The sequence below is a fragment of the Streptomyces sp. NBC_01808 genome (assembly GCF_035917395.1).
GTDB lineage: Bacteria > Actinomycetota > Actinomycetes > Streptomycetales > Streptomycetaceae > Streptomyces.
Map to the genome: position 1 here is coordinate 7,353,365 of NZ_CP109072.1, position 17,319 is coordinate 7,370,683.

The window sequence follows — 17,319 nt, forward strand, 5'->3', positions numbered from 1 at the left end:
CTCGGGTAAGTGCTCTGGGAAGGCGTGGCGTTGGAGAACCTGGGGATCGACCGGCTGGATCCGGCGCTGCTGGCGGCGGCCGACGGCCTCGTCGGCGCCGTCGCAGCGGCCGTCGAGACCGGTGCCGCCCGGGTCGAGCCGTCCCATCTGGTGATCACGCTCGCCCGGATGCCGGGAAGCGAGGCGGCGCGGCTCTTCGACAGGAGCGGGATCCCCGTGGAGGCGTTCGTCGAGGCGCTGCGCGCGAAGAGCCCGCCGCGCACCGGGCTGCCGCCGACGGCGCTGACCGCGGGGACGGCCGCCCCGGCGACCCGGGAGCTGCTCGGCGCGCTGCCGGCCGGGGCCGGCGAGCGGCAACTGCTGGCCGCCGCCCTCGCCCGCCTGGAGCCCGCCGCAGCCGAACTGCTCGTCGAGTACGGCCGGGTGGACCTCGACCGTGCGATCGGCGAGCTGCGCGCCGAACCGGCCGCGCCGCGCGAGGTGTTCGGCGACGACGGCCGGCTGCTGCTCGACCGCTTCAGCCCGGGAGCACGGCGGGTGCTGGCCGGGCTGACCGAACTGGCCGCGCAGGGCGGCGGTGCGGAGGCCGTCCCGCTGCCCACCACGCTCCTGCTGCAGGCCATGGCCGCCGTGTCCAACGGCCTGGTCGAGCAGGGGTGCGGCTTCCTGGGCCACGACGTACGCGCCCTGCGCACGCAGCTCGCGTCCCTCACCGGCAACGGCGCCGGCCCCTCCGGCGCACCCGCCCCGTCCGGGGCCCGGGTGACGCTGACCCGCGACGGCGTCCACGAACCGCTCGCGCGCACGCTGGAGAAGGCCGCCGCGGTCACCGCGCAGCGCGGCGGCGAGCTGGTCGCCGAACGCGACCTGCTCGCCGCACTGCTCGACACCCCCGTCGGCCTGGCCGCGGGGTTCCTGCGCGGCACCCGTATCGACATCACCCGGCTGCGCCGCTTCGCCGACACCCTCTACCAGGAGCACGTGCCGCAGGAGCCGGATGCGGACGCCCGGGCGGACATGCCGCCCCTGCACGAATCGCTCGCCTGGATGCACGAGCGCCTCGTCGGGCGGGAGTCGGTCATCGAGCGCCTCACCCCCTCCCTCGAAATGATCACCCGGTCGCTCCGGCGCGGAGTGCGGCTCCAGGACCGGCCCCTGGGCAGGTTCCTGTTCTGCGGCCGGAGCGGCACCGGCAAGACCCTGGCCGCCCGCGTGCTCGCCAAGGTCGTGTACGGGTCGGAGGACGAGGTGCTCTTCTTCGAGATGGGCCAGTTCAACACCAAGGAGTCGATGAACAACTTCATCGGCGCCGCGCCCGGCTACGTCGGCTTCGGCGAGGGCAAGCTCACCAACGGGCTCCGCGACAACCCCCGCCGGGTGCTGCTCTTCGACGAGGTCGAGAAGGCGGACGGCAGGGTGCTCGACGCGCTCCTGCGGCTGCTGGACGAGGGGCAGATCAGCGACCCGGCGGGACCCGTACGCGACGCCCGGGACTCGGTGATCGTACTCACCTCGAACCTCGGCACCACCGGTCCGGGGGGCGGCCCGGATCCGTACGGGTACGGCGCCGGCGAAGGTCCTGACGACGCCGCCCACATGCGGCGGATCATGGAGGGGTTCTTCCGGCCCGAGTTCCTCAACCGGATCGACGAGGTGATCCTCTTCGAGGCGTTCCGGCAGGACCAGCTCGAAGCCATCGCGCTCGGCGGGCTGCGCCGGCAGGCCGCCCAGGTGGGGACCCAGCTCGGCGTGGAGCTGTACTGGCAGCAGGACGTGCCCGCGCGGATCGCGGAGCTGGCGGTCACCCGGCGCGGCCAGGAGGCCGCCCGCGGCGTGAACCGTTACATCGACGGTGTCTTCCCGCCGCTGCTGCGGCTGCTGGACGAGGCCGACGCACGCGGCGAGTCCGTGGCGCGGGCGCGGATCGTGGTGGACGGCGAGCGGCTGTCGGTGGTGAACGCCGGTGGCTGAACTGCTCGACGGTCGCTACCTGCTGCACGAGAAGCTCGGCCGGGGCATGTTCGGCACGGTCCACCGGGCCGAACTCCGCGTCCTCGGCCACACGCTGCGGCAGGTGGGCGTCAAGCTCTTCCACGCCGAGCGCGCGGTACCCGTGTCCGAACTGCTCGGCGAGGCGCTGCAGTTGATCGAGGTGGTGGAGAAGTGCCCGGATCCGGTGGTCCGGGACCGCTTCCTCACCTGCCACGACGCCGGCGTCGAGAGCGGCGCCACCGCCCGTCCGTACATGGTGACGGAGCTGGCCAGGGGCGACCTCGCCTGGCGGCTGCGCGGCGGCCAGCTCCCCGTCGAGACCGTGCGCGACTACGCCCGCCAGCTCTGCCAGGGCCTCGCCTTCCTGCACGGGCGGGGCGTCGTCCACCTGGACCTGAAGCCGGGCAACATCCTCGTCTCGGCGTCGGGATCGCTGAAGATCGGCGACTTCGGGCTCGCCCGCCGCGTCAGCGCGCTGCTGCGCCGCGCCCCCGCCGCCGGCGGAACGGTGTGGTACGTACCGGCCGAGGTGCTGCAGTTGCAGGAGGCGGGCCCCGAGGCCGACGTCTACGCGCTCGGCCTCATCTGCTACCAGATGCTCACCGGCCGCCTTCCGCACCAGGACCAGCTCCGCGCCGCCGCGCCGGACGAGGTCACCGCCCCCGACACCGACACGCTCGTACGGCTGAAGCTGCGCGACCCGGAGCCGCCGGGCACCCGCAACCCGCAGGTGCGGGACCACCCCTTCGAAGCGGTCGTCATGCGGGCGCTGAGCCCGCTGGCCACCGACCGGTACCCGGACGCCGGCGCCCTCCTGCGCGCGCTGGACGCCCCGGCCGGGTCGCCCCCGCCCCGTGCCCCGACGCCGAGGCAGCGGCTGGAGACGCTGACGGAACACCTCCGCGGAGCGCTGCGGCGCGGCGACCTCGACCTCGCGGACGAACTGCGCCGGGAGGCGCTCGACCTCAACCGGGCGCTGCCCGACACCGCGATGGTCCCCGAGGTCTATGCCCTCGCGACCGAGGCGGCGCTGCGCCGCGACGACGGCGGCGAGGCCCGGGCGCTGGCGATGGAGGGACTGGGCAGGCGCCGGTGCCCGGCGACCTTCCGGGCGATGGCGACGGCCTTCGCCGGCACCGAGCTGGGACGCGGCTTCGCCCGCCGGAGCGGGGAGGGGGCCGGCCGATGACGGCGGAGCCCGAGCTGGAGCGGCTGGCCGGCGAACTGGAGCGGTTGCAGGAGGAGTTGTCCGGGCTGGTCACCGCCGCAGCGCCCGCGCCCGCGTCCGCGTACGAGGCGCTGCGGCAGGACGGGGAGCTGCACCCCTGGACCAGCGCCGCGGTCCGGCGCTGGGAGGAGGAGTTGGCGGACGGCGCGGACACCGAGGTCGTCCACCACCTCGCGATCGCGCACCACGCCCGCGCGTACGACCTGGAGGCGGCCGGCGACGACGCCGCTTTCGGCCATTTCGAGAAGGCCCTGCGCCACTGGGCCTCGCTGCACGGGGACCCGGGCTTCTGGCGCCGGGCGTACGAGCGGCTCACTGGTGCCATGGGAGTCCCGGTGCCCGGCGACGTCGTCGAGGAGGCGCGCGCCCGGCTGCCGCGCAACCTGCTGGAGCCCCATCTGACCCTCGCCGCCCGGTTCAGGCTCACCGACCCGCGCCGCGCACGCAGGCACGTGCGGCTCGTGACCGGCTCCGGGTTCCCCGCCGCGATCGTGGCGGAGGCCCGCGCGGACCTGGTGCGCGACGTGCTCGGCGGCGTCCCCCAGGCCGTCGCCGAGGGCAGGTTCGGGGAGACGCTCGACACCCTGGAGACCTGGCTGCTCCTGGACCCGGCCGGCCACGGCCTCCTGCGCGCCGTGCTCTTCACCGGCAGGAGCTGGATGGAGCGGCTGCGGGACGAGCCGTACGCGGCGCGGCGGATGGACGAACTGCTGGGCCGCGTGGACCGGCTCGTCCGGCCCGGACTCGCCCTCGCCGGGCCGCCCTCGGGAGAGCTGGCGAAGGAGCTGGCGCGGCACGAATTCCTCCTCGCACTCCGGTCGTTCGGAGCGTTCGGTACGTCCCCGCCGTCGCCGGACTCGCTGGGCTCGCGGGCCGAGGTGGAAGAGGCCAGGCGTGCCGCCGGGCGGGCGGGCCGGCAGGTGGAGACGGCGCTCAAGCTGTACCCGGAGCTGGGCGACGATCCCCGCTACGCGGAGGTCGAGGAGCTGCGGAACACCGTGCTGCCGCGGTACCGGGCGTGGCTGAGCGCGCTGTCGGCGCAGTTCCTGCTCACGGCCTTCGGTATCGGCGACCGGGAGCTGGCCGGAGCCCGCCGGCTCCTCGACGAGGCGGGGGAGTACACGGCGGCCGATCCGGAGCTGGAGAGTTTCGTCCGCTCGCTCGAGAACCTGCTCTCGATCCGGAGCCCCAGCCGACCAGGGGAGATGAGGCATGACTGACAATCCGTGGGCATGGCGCGACGGGCACAACCCCTATCGCGCCACCCCCTTCCAGGTACTCGCGCTCAGCCCGGAGGTCAGCGGGCGGGCGGAGATCCGCAACCACATCAGGAAGCGGCGGCAGCGCATCGAGCGCCGCGCCGACCGCTATCCGCTCTTCGGCCGCACCCTGCGGGTCGCCGAGGTGAACGCCGCGGAGGAGCGCATCAAGGACCCGGCCGCGCGCCTCCTCGCCGAGCTGTGCACCCACCGGCCCGAGCGGCCGGTGGAGCGGGAGCGGGCCGATGACGCAGCCCGCTGACCCGATGCGCATCGACGAGCAGGAGCGCCTCCTCGCCGCCCGGCCGGAGCCCCCGCAGGGCGTCGTGTGGCGGCTGCTGCGGGAGCGGGCACAGGCCGCCGACGCGGCGGTGGCGGAGACCCACCGGCAGGCCGGCGAGCACAAGAGCGCGTTCGAGCACTTCGCGCGGGACGTCGCCAACGCGCTGCACGGGCTGCACGGCGTCACCCCGGCCACCGCGGCCGACCCGCTGCCGTCCCTCACGGCCAAGCTGGCGAAGGCCCTGGAGGGCTCGGGCGCGCGCTACCTCGACCCGGCGGGTGAGCCGTACGAGGAGGTCGGGATGTGGGCCGACGTGGTGGGTTCGGAGCAGCGGGCGGGCCTGGAGCGGGCGGTGGTGGCCGAGACGCTGCAGCCGGGACTGCTGATGGCCGACGGCAAGCTGGCCCAGCGGGCGCGCGTGTACCTGGCCGTCCCCGCGGCCGTCCCCGAACAGCAAGCCGAGCAAGCCGAGCAAGCCGAGCAGGGCGAGCAGGGCGGGCAGAGCGAGCGAAAAGCACAGGAAGAACGGGAAGAGCAGGAGAGGGAGGGGGAGCAGGAGTGAGCCTCACCATCGGAATCGACCTCGGCACCACGAACAGCCTCGTCGCCGTGCCCGCCGACGCGGACATCCCGGGCAAGCAGGAGCTGATCAGAACCGGGCGGCTGAAGCCGGTCGGCGGCGCGCTGATCGTCACCGACGCCTACCAGGCGCCCCTCACCCCGTCGGTGGTGTGGCTGGAGGAGGACGGCACGCCCGTCGTGGGCAGCCTGGCCAAGAGCAAGGTCAAGTACGACGGTCAGCCGCCGCCCGCGATGTTCTTCAAGCGCACGATGGGCACCGACCAGCGGGTGACCGCGGGACACGCCTCCCTGACGCCGCAGCAGGCGTCCACGTACGTGCTGCGCCGGCTCAAGGCCCTCGCGGAGGAGGTCCTTCAGGCCCCGGTGGACCAGGCGGTCGTCACCGTGCCCGCGTACTTCGAGATGCGGGCGAAGAACGAGACGGTGCAGGCCGGCCTCGACGCCGGCCTGGCGAAGGTGGAGACCCTCATCGAACCGTTCGCCGCCGCCCTGATGTCCACCCACGAGCAGCAGCCGGACGGGCCGCGGACCTTCCTCGTGTACGACCTGGGCGGCGGGACGTTCGACGTGTCCGTCGTGACCTGGAGCCCGGAGTCCGGTTTCGAGCACCTCGCCTTCGAGGGCGACCGCTACCTGGGCGGGTACGAGTTCGACAAGGCCGTCGTGCGCTGGATGGCCGAGCAGCGGCCCGCGTACGACCTCCGGCTCGACCCGGAGGAACCGGAGGAGGCCCGGCTGCTCGCCCGGCTGCTGGTCCGGGTGGAGGCCGAGAAGCACTTCCTCTCCCGGGAGACGCAGACCGAGATCTACGTGGAGGGGGAGGCGGACCGCGCCGGCATCCCCATGACCATCAAGCTGCCCTTCTCCCGTGCCGAGTTCGAGGACCTGATCCGGCAGGACGTGCAGCGCACCTTCGACCACTGCGACGCCGCGCTGCAGCGGGCGGGCCTCGGCCCCGCGGACCTCGACGAGATCGTCCTGGTAGGCGGCTCGTCGCGGGTGCCGATGATCAGCCGGCTGCTGCGGGAGAGGTTCGGCCGCGAGCCGCGGCTGATCGACCCCGACCTGTGCGTCGCGGTCGGCGCCGGCATCAAGGCCGGCGCCGCCGGGGTCCGGCAGGGCGTCCTGGAAATCGACCAGGTGACGGCCACCCTGCCCGCGACCGACATCACCGGCCGGGTCCACCCGGGCGAGCACACCCCCGCGCCGGGAGACCTGCACGTCCTGCTGCGCTCAGGAGACGGCGTCCAGAGCCACCGGCAGGAGACCGACGCCGAGGGCAGGTTCGTCTTCGACGACGTCGCGCTGCACGACGGGGACAACGAGTTGACGATCACGGTCGTCGCGGGCGGAAAGGAGATCGAGAGCCGGCAGATCACCGTCGCGCCGGGCCACGAGCCGCCGCCCACCGACGAGGGCGACGTGCTGGCGCACGACTTCTTCGTGGAGCTGGCGGAGGGCCCGTACCGGATCGCCGAGGCGGGGACCAAGCTGCCCCACCACACCGACTTCCTGCTGGAGACCGCGGGTCAGGGGGTGCTGCTGCGGGTCCGGCTGCACGAAGGGCTCATCCCCATCGGCCAGGTGGACGTCGACGGCCTGCCCAGCACGCTGCCCGCCGGCACCCCGCTGGAACTGGAGCTGGAGTTCCGGCCCGACTGGTCGATCGAGGCGGAGGTGCGGATCCCCTCGGTCGGTGCGCAGGGCCGGGCGGTGATCTCCGTACCGCGGGAACACGTGCCCTCCTGGGACGAGCTGCAGCAGCAGTACCTGGAGGTCAGGTCCGGCTGGCAGGAGCGGCGGGCGGTCGCCAGGCCGGAGGACGCCATGCGGTACGGACCGCGGCTGGACGCGCTCCTCCAGGAGTGCACGGCGCTGCTCAACCAGCGCCAGGACCGGGCCAAGAGCCACCACAAGCTGCGCGAGGCCGAGACCCTGCTCGGCAACATCCGGCTCCCGGGCGCGGACCCGATGCACCCGCCGATGCCGGAGTTCGAGAACAAGCTGGTCGAGCTGGCCGCGCTCTGCGACGACCTCGCGCGCCTCGACGCCAGGGAGGCCCAGCAGCACCGGGAGAGCATCCCCGGGCTGCGCGCCGCCGGGCTCGCGGCGTACCAGTCGGGCAACAGCATGGACTGGCACAGCATCAACCAGGCGGTCGAGGACCGGTGCACGGCGGTACGCGCGAGGTTCCAGGCTGACCAGCCGCCCCCGAGCCCGGCGAACATCCAGCTCATGCTCTACCGGGAGCTGGAGGAGCTGGACCGCGCGCTCCAGGACATCGACCAGCTCACCGAGGGGCGCTACCGGGGCCGGACCGAGGAGTTCCGCGCCGAGGTGGCCGGGGTCGTCGAGGCGGTGGGCAGCGTCGGTACGGAGGACCCGCAGGCCGTCGGCCGTTTCGCCGGGATCTACCGCAGCCAACTGCAGCCGCTGGCCGCCCGGATCGAGCGCTGGATGGAAGAGATCAAGGTCGGCGAACCCGGAGTGATCTGGCCCCGGCTGCCCCAGGCCGGCGGGAGGTAACCGGTGGCCGTGATCGACTGCCCGCTGTGCGGCCGGGCGCTGGCCGCGCTGACGCCCGAGTGCCCGGTGTGCCGGGGCGACCTGCGCCCGCTGGCGCAGGTCGCCGCCCTCGCCGACGAGTACTTCAACCAGGCGGTCGCGCTGGCCCGCGCGCAGCAGTGGCAGAGTGCCGCCGAGCGCCTGGCGGTCACGCGCGCGCTCCGTCCGAACGACGTGGACGCCATCGTCCTGCTCGCGAAGATTCGCTACCGTCAGCGGGGCGGGCAACGCGCCGAGGCCACGGGGCTGCTGCGGCGTGCGCTCGAACTGGCCCCGGACCGCGAGGATGTCCGCTCGGCACTCGAGCAGTCCGCCAGAACCCGGCGGCAGCCCCGCCAGGCGCGGCAGCGGCGCCGCCGATGAAGCGTGTGAGGCAGGTGAACGCGCGTGCGCGACGCGCCTTCTTCCGGGGACGGCTACGAGCGTCTCCACGACAGAGGCACCCGTGCCCTGGCGGCGGGGAACGTCCAGGAGGCGATCGAGGCCCTCGGTGAGGCCGTGTGCCTGCGCCCGGAGCTGGTGGCCGCGCACCTCGCGCTGGGCGAGTGCTTCCAGCAGACCGGCAGGCCCGAGGTCGCCCGCCGCATCTACGAGTACGCCGGCCGGCTCGACCCGACCTCGCCGCTGGCCGCGGCTGCGCTCGCCGGCCTGCCAGCCAGGCCGGCGTTACGCCACGCCTTCGAGCTGGGGCAGGTCGTGCGCAGCGCGGACAACACGTACCGCGTGCTGGAGCGCAGGATGGGCGCGCACGGTGCGGTGTCGATCGTGGAGCCGGCCGGCCGCAGCAGCTTCTTCGACCGCGTCGGGTACCGGCGTTACGTACTCAAGACCTTCAACATCCCGCGGCCGTGGAGCGAGGACGACCGGGAGCGCTTCGCCAACGAGGCGAAGACCTGGATGATGCTGGACCGGCACCCGCACATCGTCACCGCGCTGTGGGTCGAACGGGTCGAGCGCCACCACTGCCTGCTGCTGGAGTACGTCTCCGGCGGGGACCTGGGCGCCGCGCTCGCCGCGGGACCGCTCGACCTGGCGCGGGCGCTCCGCTTCGGCCTGCAGTTCTGCGACGCGATGGAGTACGCGGGACGTACCCTCGGCATCGTGCACGGGGACGTGAAGGCCGCCAACTGCCTCGTCACCGCCGACGACACGCTCAAGGTGACGGACTTCGGGCTGGCCCAGGTGTTCGGCCCCGCGCAGGCGATGGGCGGCCGGCTGCCGGAGCTGAAGCCGGCGGTGCGGGCCATCTACATGGTGCCGGGCGGCACCCGCAACTACCGGGCGCCCGAGCAGTCCAGGTACGGCGCGCGGGTGGACGTGCGCACCGACATCTACGGGTTCGGCGTGCTGCTCTACCAGATGGTCACCGGCGACCTGCCCGTCAGCGGCAGCGTCGCGGCCGAGCACATCAGGGCGCGGTCGGACACGGACGACCTCCCGGCGGGGCTGCGGGAGCTGGTGCTCGCCTGCGTGGAACCGGAACCGCAGCGGCGGCCGCGCAGCTTCCGCAGCGTGCGGGGCGAGCTGCAGGCCGTGTACGAGATCGTCACGCGCCGGGTGGCGCCGGAGCCGGCGAAGCCCCTGCCCGGCGACCGTGACCTGTACATCCGCAGAGGCGTGGTGCTGGACGAACTCGACCGGCACGAGGAGGCGCTGACGTGGTTCGACAAGGCGCTGACCGTGGCCCCGGGCGACGGTTGGGCGCTGCTCAACAAGGCGTTGACCCTGAGCTCACTCGGCCGCCGGGAGGAGGCGCTTGCCTGCCTGGACGAGGCCCTCGCACGCTACCCGGGCTACCACCAGGCGCTCACCGCCAAGGCGAGGGTGCTCACCACCCTGGGCCGGTACCAGGAGGCGCTGGAGTGTGCGGCCCAGATCCAGAAGGGGCCCCTGCCGGGTCCCGGCTACCTTGCGGACGTGCTGGGCGGGCTCGCGGGCGCGATGGGCGGCCCCGGGGAGCGTCCGAAGGCCGACGAGCGCTCGGGCCTGAGGGCCGACGCACGCCCGCGCCCGAAGGAGGGCGTACGCCCGCGCCCGAAGGAGGGCGTACGCCCGCGCCCGAAGGACGGCGCGCGCCCGGGCGGCCCCGCCGGTGAACACCGCGCGGCGGCGGCAGGACCCGCCCCCCTGCTTTCGCCCGGAGTCATGCTCGCCTGGCAGCTAGCCGCCGCCGAGGCCGCGTTGGGGCACGCCCCCGGGATCGAGCCGGCGCACCTGCTGCTCGGGGTCTGCAAGCTGGGTGACGGTGAGCTGCCGGGACCCGCCGCCGCCCTGATCCGTACACTGCCGCCGCTGCTCGACGAACTCGACGAGCTGCGCGGCCGGTTCCGCCGGGCCGGACTGGAGATCACCCGCTTCCGCCGCCGGCTGCGTACGAGCCTCGCCCGCCCCGCCGCGCGCCCCACCGGCTCCGGCGACGGCGTCATGCACCGTACCCCGGCCGCGCGCGAGGTCTTCCGCCGGGCCGAGGAGCTGGGGGAGCGGGCCTCCGGCGCGGGCGCGGCCGTGGGCCTGACCGAACTCCTGCGGGCCCTGCTGGAGTTGCCCGCCCCGCCCTGGGGCGAGCTGGCCGCCGAGCTGGGCGTGGCCGGCGGGCTCCGGGCGCTGGCGCAGGGCGACGGGAGTGCCCGGTGACCACTGCTCCCTACAGCGGCGGCGTCGGCCTGGCCGTGATGCTCGCCCTGGGCGAAGCCGCCATGGGCGGTGCGGACGAGGCGGAGCCGGTGCACTTCCTGCTGGGGATCTGCAAGGCGTGCGAGATGCCGGTGGCCGACGCCGAGCAGGATCCCGCCGCGGACCTGGCCGCGGAACTGGCGGGGCTCAGGGCCGCCTTCGAGCGGGCCGGGCTGGACACCGCGGCCTTCCGGCGCCGGCTCCGCGCCCTGGTGGCACGGCCGGACCGGAGCCCCCGGAGCGACGGCATGCCGGACAGCGGTGCCGCCGCACGTGAGCTGTTCTACCGGGCGGAGGAGTTGGCGGAGGAGCAGCGCGACGATGCGGTCGGGCTGCTCCACCTCCTGGCGGCCGTCCTGGAGACCCCGTCCCCGCCGTGGGCGGCCCTCGCCGCCGACATGGGCGTCGCCGACCTGCCCGGCGCGCTGCTCCCGGACCGGCCGCCGGCCGGCGAGGACCGGGGCGGCGGCTCCGCCCGGGTGGCGTTCACGGTGCTCCAGGGACCGCTGCACGGCAAGACGTACGAGTTCCACGAGCGCACGACGTGCATCGTCGGCCGGGCGGACGGCTGCACGCTCCAGCTTCCCGAGGACGAGGAGTACTCGGGGATCTCCCGGCACCACTGCCTGCTGGACATCAACCCGCCCGACGTGCGGGTGCGGGACCTCGGCAGTGCCAACGGCACCTACGTGAACGGCGAGAAGATCGGCCAGCGGGACGCCGGCCGCCCGCCGCCCGGTGCGGACCGGCTGCTGTCGTCCGAGCGGGTGCTGAAGGACGAGGACGAGATCGGGCTCGGCGACGTCCGGCTGCGCGTCGGCATCCGCGTCCCCGCCCGCTGCGCCACCTGCGGCAAGGCGATCGGCGCGGAGCAGGTCGGCGACCGCTGCGTGATGTGCCGTACGACGCGGCCGACGTCGGTGCACGAAACCACTCCGGGACCCGGACCGGAGCCCGAGCCGGCGTCGCGGTCGGCGCCGGAACCGCAGCCGCGGTCGCAGCCGGGCGAGGACCGGAACTGCGCCGCCTGCGGCAGCCGGCTCGCGGCCGAGCGCACCGCCCAGCCCGCCGTGGACGAGCTCTGCGGCGCATGCCAGGGCGACCCGGAGCGGGTCATGGAGCAGCTTCTCCAGGTCGCCGACGACGGCACCAGGAGGCTGCACCTGTTCGGCGGCTACACCGTCCAGCGGCAACTGGGCCGGGGCGGCATGGGTGCCGTGTACCTCGCCCGGGACCACCAGACCGACGAACTGTGCGCGCTCAAGGTGATGCTGCCGCGGGCCGCGGGCAGCGAGACGGCCAGGGCGCGGTTCCTGCGCGAGATGTCGACGGTCGAGATGCTGCGCCACCCCCATCTCGTACGGCTGCAGGACCACGGCTGCTGGAACGGGATCTACTTCTTCGTCATGGACTACTGCGACGGCGGCGACGTCGCCGGGCTCGTCCACCGGCGGGGCGGCAGGCTGCCGGACTACCAGGCGGTCGGGATCACCCTCCAGGTGCTGGACGGCCTGGCGTACGCGCACCAGGCGGACGTCCGCGCGTACGACCGGCAGGGCCGCCCGCTCGCGGTCCGCGGGCTCGTCCACCGGGACCTGAGCCTGCGCAACATCTTCCTCGACGGCGGTGTCGCGAAGGTCGGCGACTTCGGGCTGGCGAAGGCGTTCGACGCCGCCGGGCTGAGCGGGCTGACGCACACGGGCACCAGCGCGGGCAGCCCGTCGTTCGTCTCCCGGCAGCAGGTGCTCCAGTTCAAGCGCGCCCGCCCCGCGGTCGACGTCTGGTCCGCGGCGGCCTGCCTGTACTACATGCTCACCGGCTCCACCCCGCGCGACTTCCCGGCGGGCGCCGACCGGTGGCGGGTGGTCCTGGACAGCCCCGCAGTACCGATCCGCCGCCGGAGCCCCGAGGTGCCGGAGCGGCTGGCGAAGGTGATCGACCACGCCCTCACCGAGGACCCGGAGATCGGCTTCGGCAGCGCGGCGGAGTTCCGCGGCGCGCTCCTGGAAGCCCGGGGCTGAGCGCCTGCCCCGCCCCCGCCCCGGCTGATCGTCACGGGCCCGGGATGGTTGTCACAGGCGGCTGGCACGATGCGGGGCATGTCGACCTCTCTCGTGTGGCATCCCGCCACCCACGACCACGAACTGGCTCTGGACGGAACCACCCTCCGATGCCGCAAGTCCGACGGCCGCCTGCTGCCGTCGGTCCCCAGAGCCGTGCGCGGCAGCTCGACGGGCGGGAAACTCTCCGAGTTGCGCGACCGGTTGGTGCGGCACGAGGAGGAGTGCCGGGCCACCGTGGAGTCCTGGCTGCTGATCGGCATACCGGTGCCCGCCGCCCTGCTGGCCCGCGTGTGGCCCGACCCGGGCTGGCGCTCCGTGCTGGAGCACCTCGTGGTGGTCGTCGGCGGGCGGACGGGCCTGCTGACGGAGGTGGGTGAGGACGGACGCACCGGCTTAGTGGCCGGGGACGGTATGTCGCACACCCCACCGGTGGGCCCCGTATCCCTGCCGCATCCGGTGCTGCTCTCCGACGCGGAGCGCTGGCGGGCGCTGCTCGACGACCGTGCGGAAACGCAGGGCATCCCGCAGCTCGCCCGCGAGATCCACCACCGGCCGGACGGCGCGGAGCCCGGCGCCACCGGCCTCGACGCCTACGCCGGGGGCGAGTTCGCGGAGCTGCGGCACGCCACCGCCCGCGCCGCCCGGTACGGCTTCGTCATGCGCGGCGGGTTCGCGACGGTGCGCATCGCCGAGGGCGGCGTCGGTCTGCAGGCCCGCTACTGGCTGGGGGCGGACGATATCGGCCTGCCCGCGAGCACCGGACGGCTGCTGTGGGTGGACGCCTCGGAACGGCCCGTCCGGCTGGCCGAAGTCGGCCCCGTGGCCTGGTCGGAAGGCGTACGTATGGCAGAGCTGATCCACGCGGGAAGGACGACCGATGACCGGTGACCGGATCGCGCTGGACACCGGCCTGGCGCCCGCCGGCACCCCCGGCGGCGAGCCGGTCACCGCTCGGCGCTACACCCACCCGCTCCTCGGCGCCCGCCCCGTGGTCCGGCTGAGCGGACAGGCCGCCGCGCCCGGCGAGGACCGGGTGCTGGCCGCCGCCGGGTTCTCCGCCCCCGACGCCGGCCCACCGGTGTCCGCCGGATACCGCCGCGAGCCCGGCTACCCGGCGTGGGCCGTGCTCCACGACCCCGCCCACGCCGACGCGGCCCTCGCGGCGGCGCCCGAGATGGCCCGCGCCGAGCGGCTCGCCCGGCCCAAGCCGGGCCCCGCCCTCGACCTCTACGGCCAGATCGCCACCACGCTGCCGGACTCCCACCTCCCGGCCTACTGGGAGCAGGTCGGCCGGGCGTTCGTCGCCGCAGGCCGGCACCGGCAGGCCGCGATGATGTTCGGCCGGGCCCGCCAGGCCGACCGGCACCTGCCGGCCGTCGACCCGGCCCGACAGCGCGCGGTCTTCCTGGAGTTCGCCCTCGCCGGGGCCCTGTCGGTCAAGGACATCAAGACGTACGTCGCGGACCTCGGCAAGCGCCCGGACGACCCCGTCGCCGCCTACCGGGAGCTGCGCGAGCTGGCCGTACGCCGCACCCTCGGCGGCCTGCCGCCCTGGCCGGACATGCTGAAGCAGCTCACCAAACTCGCCAAGGCGGCCGGCCTCGACGTGGCGGCGGAACACGGGTCCGTACTGGAAGCCCTCGTCGAGGCGCCCGCGCTCTGGCGCGCCTCGGACGGCTTCTGGACCTCGCAGCGCAAGGCCTGGCTCGCCGCCGTCGCCACGTCGGAGGCGGTGCAGCGGCGGCTCGTGTGGCAACTGGCCGACCTCCCGTACTCGGAGATGGACGCCTGGTGGATCGCCTTCCTCGACGAGGCGGACGCCTTCGGCCACCTCGGTACGGACACCGGCCGGTGGCTGACCGCGATGCTCCGCCGCTACCGCGGATCCGACGAACGTCCCCCCAGGGCACCCCAGGAGCTGCTGGACCTGCTGCCCCGCCTGGCCGCGCGGATCGGCCCGGACGAGGGCCCGCTGCGCCTCGGCGACGGCAACGCCGCGGAGTACCGCATCGACGCCGCGGTCATCGGCGGCTGCCTGGCGGCCGGCATCCCGGTGCCGGACCCGGATCCGAAGCTGCTGCTGGGGCACTGGTGGGAGCACGGCCGCGTCGACCTGGCGGCGCTGACCGCCGACGAGCGGTTCGACGGCCCGCTGGTCCGCTCCCTCCTCCAGGACAAGTGGTCCGACGAGCGCTGGCAGCGGGCGTGGACGATCGAGCCGCTGCGGCCCTTCCTGCGCAGGATCGTCGACGACCGGTTGGACTGCGCCGCGTCCGGCGCGCTGCAGAGCGCGCTCGACGCGTTCGACTGGCTCTACGGCACGCTGTCCCGGCGGGCGGTGGCGGAAGTGCCGGGCCTGCTGGACCGGCTGGCCGCCGTCGACCTCGTGGCCCCGCTGACCAGGACGCTCCGCGCGGGCATCCTCGACGAACTCGGCTGGGACGCCCTGGACACGGCCGCCGCCGAGCTGAAGGGCGAGGACAACTGGTGCCAGGCGAGCTGGCCCATCCTGTCCGTGCACGATCGCCGCAAGGCCATCGCGATCGGCCCCGGCGGCCGGATCGCGGAGCACCGGCTGGTGGTGCCGAAGGGCGCCGCCCGGTTCAACTACGACGTCCGCGCGCTCTTCTCCCAGGGTGAGTTCCAGGTCTTCCACGCCGTCAACCAGGACCAGAGCGTGTACTGGTCGGGCGCGCCGGCCGAGATCCACACGGAGCACGAAACCTCGTGGAAGTGGCGGTACGGCGAGAAGACCCGCTCCGGCTACACGTTCCTGGGGCCCCGCGCCCGCCGGTTCACCGGCCACCGGCTGCTGACCGTGGGCGAACGCCGGGTCGGCCCCGAGGGGCACATGTTCCACGACGGCCGCACGTACTGGTGGTACACCGGCGTGGACAAGGAGTCCCTGGTCGTGCGCCCCATCGACCCGGCCACCGGGGAACTGGGCGAGCCCGGCCTGCCCGCGTTCCTCGATCCGTCCCTGCTGAGCGGGAACGAGGGCTGGCTGATCGAGCACTCGTCGCTGGCCCCGGTCGCCACCGGCACCGCCACCACCCCGCTCGGCACCGACGGCACCCACCTGGGCTTCCGGGTCGCCTACGACCGCGTGACGGGACAGGTCCGCTACCACCGCGTCGACGGCGCTCACGGCATCGCTCTCCCGATGACCGGTTCGCTGCCGCACGGCCGCTGGTCCTCCAAGCCGCCCTTCCCCTGGGGGCTCCTCGACGTGCCGGGCTCCGACCGGCCGCTGCTGCTGGACGGCGGCTACGACGTCACCGCGCGCGACCCGGAGACCGGCACGGCCCACTGGCGGGTCTACATGATGGACCAGGACTGGATCGTCAACCGCCCGTCCCCGATGGCCGCAGGCACGCGGCGCATGCCGCCGAAGGCGTTCTGGCACTTCCTGACGCCTCGTGACCTGCCGGGCTCGCGGGCGCTGCGGGAGATCTCGGAGGACACCGTACGGGCACTGCTGGCGGCGACCGCCACCTCCGCGGCGGAGCTGCGGAAGACCCTCGGTGCCCTGCTGCCCGAGGTCCGCCACGAGCTGCTCCTCGACGGCCTCACCGGATTCTTCCAGGAGACCGACCGCCGGATACAGCACCGCGACCGGCTGCTGAAAGTGCTCGACCGGCAGACCCCCCGGCTGCTGGAGGTGCCGGAGCCCGACCTGGAGGGAGCCCTGGACGGGCTGGTCAGCTACTACCCGGAGGGCACCGGCGGTACGGTCCGGCAGATCGAGCTGGCCGCGGCGTTCCTCGCCGGCTCGATCGACGGCGAGACGGCCATGGCCCACTGGGCGGTGCACGGCAGTCACTACGACTGGACGGAGCTGGCGGGCCGCATCGGCGGCCTCGGCGTCCGCGCCGCCAGTGCCGTCACCCCGGCCGCGTACCGCGCGGCGGTGATCGCGCTGCTGCGCTTCTGGGCGGCCTCGCCCCTGACCGATCCGGCGCTGCACCGCGGCCTGCTGGACCCGGGGGAGGACGGGGACGAGGATCCCCCGGTGGCGCGGTCCACCGCGGAGGGCAAGGTGCTGCCGCTCGACATCGCCATGCACTTCGGCGACTGGTCCCGCACGCAGGCGGGCAGGAACTACCGGATCAAGGCGTTCCTGCAGCGGGGCGACATGCCCCGGCCGGAGGGGTTCGTCGGCATCCGGCCGGTGGCCCGGGGATGGGGCACGGTCAAGCGGCTGCGCCGGCTGGCCGACGAACTGGAGCGACGCGAACCGCTGCCGTTAGACCCCGACGCGGCGGCCCACCTCGCCAAGGCCGCCGGCCTCGACCGCGCGGAGGCGGCCCTGTGGCTGACCGGCCTGCCCGGCGTCGACACCAGAGGGGTCCACACCGGGAAGAGCCTGTCGCCGGAGACCCGCGCCGTCCTGGGGCTGAAGGTGACCGAGGCGGCCGAGGCCTGCGACAGGCTGTGGCGGGTGCCCACGGAGGCCCGTCTGGCGCTGTACGACGCGGCGATGCCCAACGACGCGGGACAGCTCTGGAACCAGCACCTGATGGCCGGGCGGCTGGCGGAGGCGTACCGGCGGCAGCCGCCCGGCTGACGGCTCCGGCGTGATCACGGGGCCGAGTGGTCGGGCGGCGGGGACCTTCGGCCCTGTGATCGGTGCGGCCACCGTCACACGGTGGAGGGAGAGGTGCTTTCCCACCG

The 17,319-nt window shown here is 74.4% G+C and carries 11 protein-coding genes; all 11 read left to right on the forward strand.

Annotated features, from left to right (window positions below; all coding sequences use genetic code 11):
- Nucleotides 1-9: 9 nt before the first annotated feature.
- The 11 genes from OG946_RS32310 to OG946_RS32360 all read left to right on the forward strand — a co-directional run bounded on the left by OG946_RS32310 (nt 10) and on the right by OG946_RS32360 (nt 17,212).
- Complete coding sequence (locus tag OG946_RS32310; protein WP_326799481.1) at nt 10-1,971, forward strand: AAA family ATPase; 1,962 nt, start codon at nt 10-12, stop codon at nt 1,969-1,971.
- Nucleotides 1,964-3,181: a serine/threonine-protein kinase gene (locus tag OG946_RS32315; RefSeq protein WP_326799482.1), complete on the forward strand. Its 1,218-nt coding sequence runs from the start codon at nt 1,964-1,966 to the stop codon at nt 3,179-3,181. The genes OG946_RS32310 and OG946_RS32315 overlap by 8 nt, the downstream gene beginning before the upstream one ends.
- On the forward strand, nt 3,178-4,440 hold the full coding sequence (locus OG946_RS32320) for a hypothetical protein (RefSeq protein WP_326799483.1): 1,263 nt from the start codon (nt 3,178-3,180) through the stop codon (nt 4,438-4,440). Before OG946_RS32315 ends, OG946_RS32320 begins: the two co-directional genes overlap by 4 nt.
- A complete protein-coding gene (locus tag OG946_RS32325; RefSeq protein WP_326799484.1) occupies nt 4,433-4,741 on the forward strand; it encodes a hypothetical protein in 309 nt (102 codons plus the stop codon). The genes OG946_RS32320 and OG946_RS32325 overlap by 8 nt, the downstream gene beginning before the upstream one ends.
- Complete coding sequence (locus OG946_RS32330; protein WP_326799485.1) at nt 4,725-5,324, forward strand: hypothetical protein; 600 nt, start codon at nt 4,725-4,727, stop codon at nt 5,322-5,324. Before OG946_RS32325 ends, OG946_RS32330 begins: the two co-directional genes overlap by 17 nt.
- Nucleotides 5,321-7,870: an Hsp70 family protein gene (locus OG946_RS32335; protein ID WP_326799486.1), complete on the forward strand. Its 2,550-nt coding sequence runs from the start codon at nt 5,321-5,323 to the stop codon at nt 7,868-7,870. The genes OG946_RS32330 and OG946_RS32335 overlap by 4 nt, the downstream gene beginning before the upstream one ends.
- Before the next feature lie 3 nt (nt 7,871-7,873).
- Nucleotides 7,874-8,272, forward strand: coding sequence for a hypothetical protein (locus OG946_RS32340; protein WP_326799487.1), 399 nt, complete (start codon nt 7,874-7,876; stop codon nt 8,270-8,272).
- 24 nt (nt 8,273-8,296) lie between these two features.
- On the forward strand, nt 8,297-10,543 hold the full coding sequence (locus tag OG946_RS32345) for a protein kinase domain-containing protein (protein ID WP_326799488.1): 2,247 nt from the start codon (nt 8,297-8,299) through the stop codon (nt 10,541-10,543).
- Nucleotides 10,540-12,603, forward strand: coding sequence for a protein kinase domain-containing protein (locus OG946_RS32350; RefSeq protein ID WP_326799489.1), 2,064 nt, complete (start codon nt 10,540-10,542; stop codon nt 12,601-12,603). Before OG946_RS32345 ends, OG946_RS32350 begins: the two co-directional genes overlap by 4 nt.
- Before the next feature lie 78 nt (nt 12,604-12,681).
- Complete coding sequence (locus tag OG946_RS32355; RefSeq protein WP_326799490.1) at nt 12,682-13,533, forward strand: DUF4132 domain-containing protein; 852 nt, start codon at nt 12,682-12,684, stop codon at nt 13,531-13,533.
- Nucleotides 13,523-17,212 carry a hypothetical protein gene (locus OG946_RS32360; protein ID WP_326799491.1) on the forward strand — a complete coding sequence of 1,230 codons (3,690 nt, stop codon included), beginning with the start codon at nt 13,523-13,525 and terminating at the stop codon, nt 17,210-17,212. The genes OG946_RS32355 and OG946_RS32360 overlap by 11 nt, the downstream gene beginning before the upstream one ends.
- Nucleotides 17,213-17,319: the final 107 nt, after the last annotated feature.

What these genes read in the sequence shown, in the direction of transcription:
- OG946_RS32320 (WP_326799483.1), top strand. Translation starts at nt 3,178, where the DNA reads ATGACGGCGGAGCCCGAGCTGGAGCGGCTGGCCGGCGAACTGGAGCGG.
- OG946_RS32360 (WP_326799491.1), top strand. Translation starts at nt 13,523, where the DNA reads ATGACCGGTGACCGGATCGCGCTGGACACCGGCCTGGCGCCCGCCGGC.
- OG946_RS32355 (WP_326799490.1), top strand. Translation starts at nt 12,682, where the DNA reads ATGTCGACCTCTCTCGTGTGGCATCCCGCCACCCACGACCACGAACTG.
- OG946_RS32330 (WP_326799485.1), top strand. Translation starts at nt 4,725, where the DNA reads ATGACGCAGCCCGCTGACCCGATGCGCATCGACGAGCAGGAGCGCCTC.
- OG946_RS32325 (WP_326799484.1), top strand. Translation starts at nt 4,433, where the DNA reads ATGACTGACAATCCGTGGGCATGGCGCGACGGGCACAACCCCTATCGC.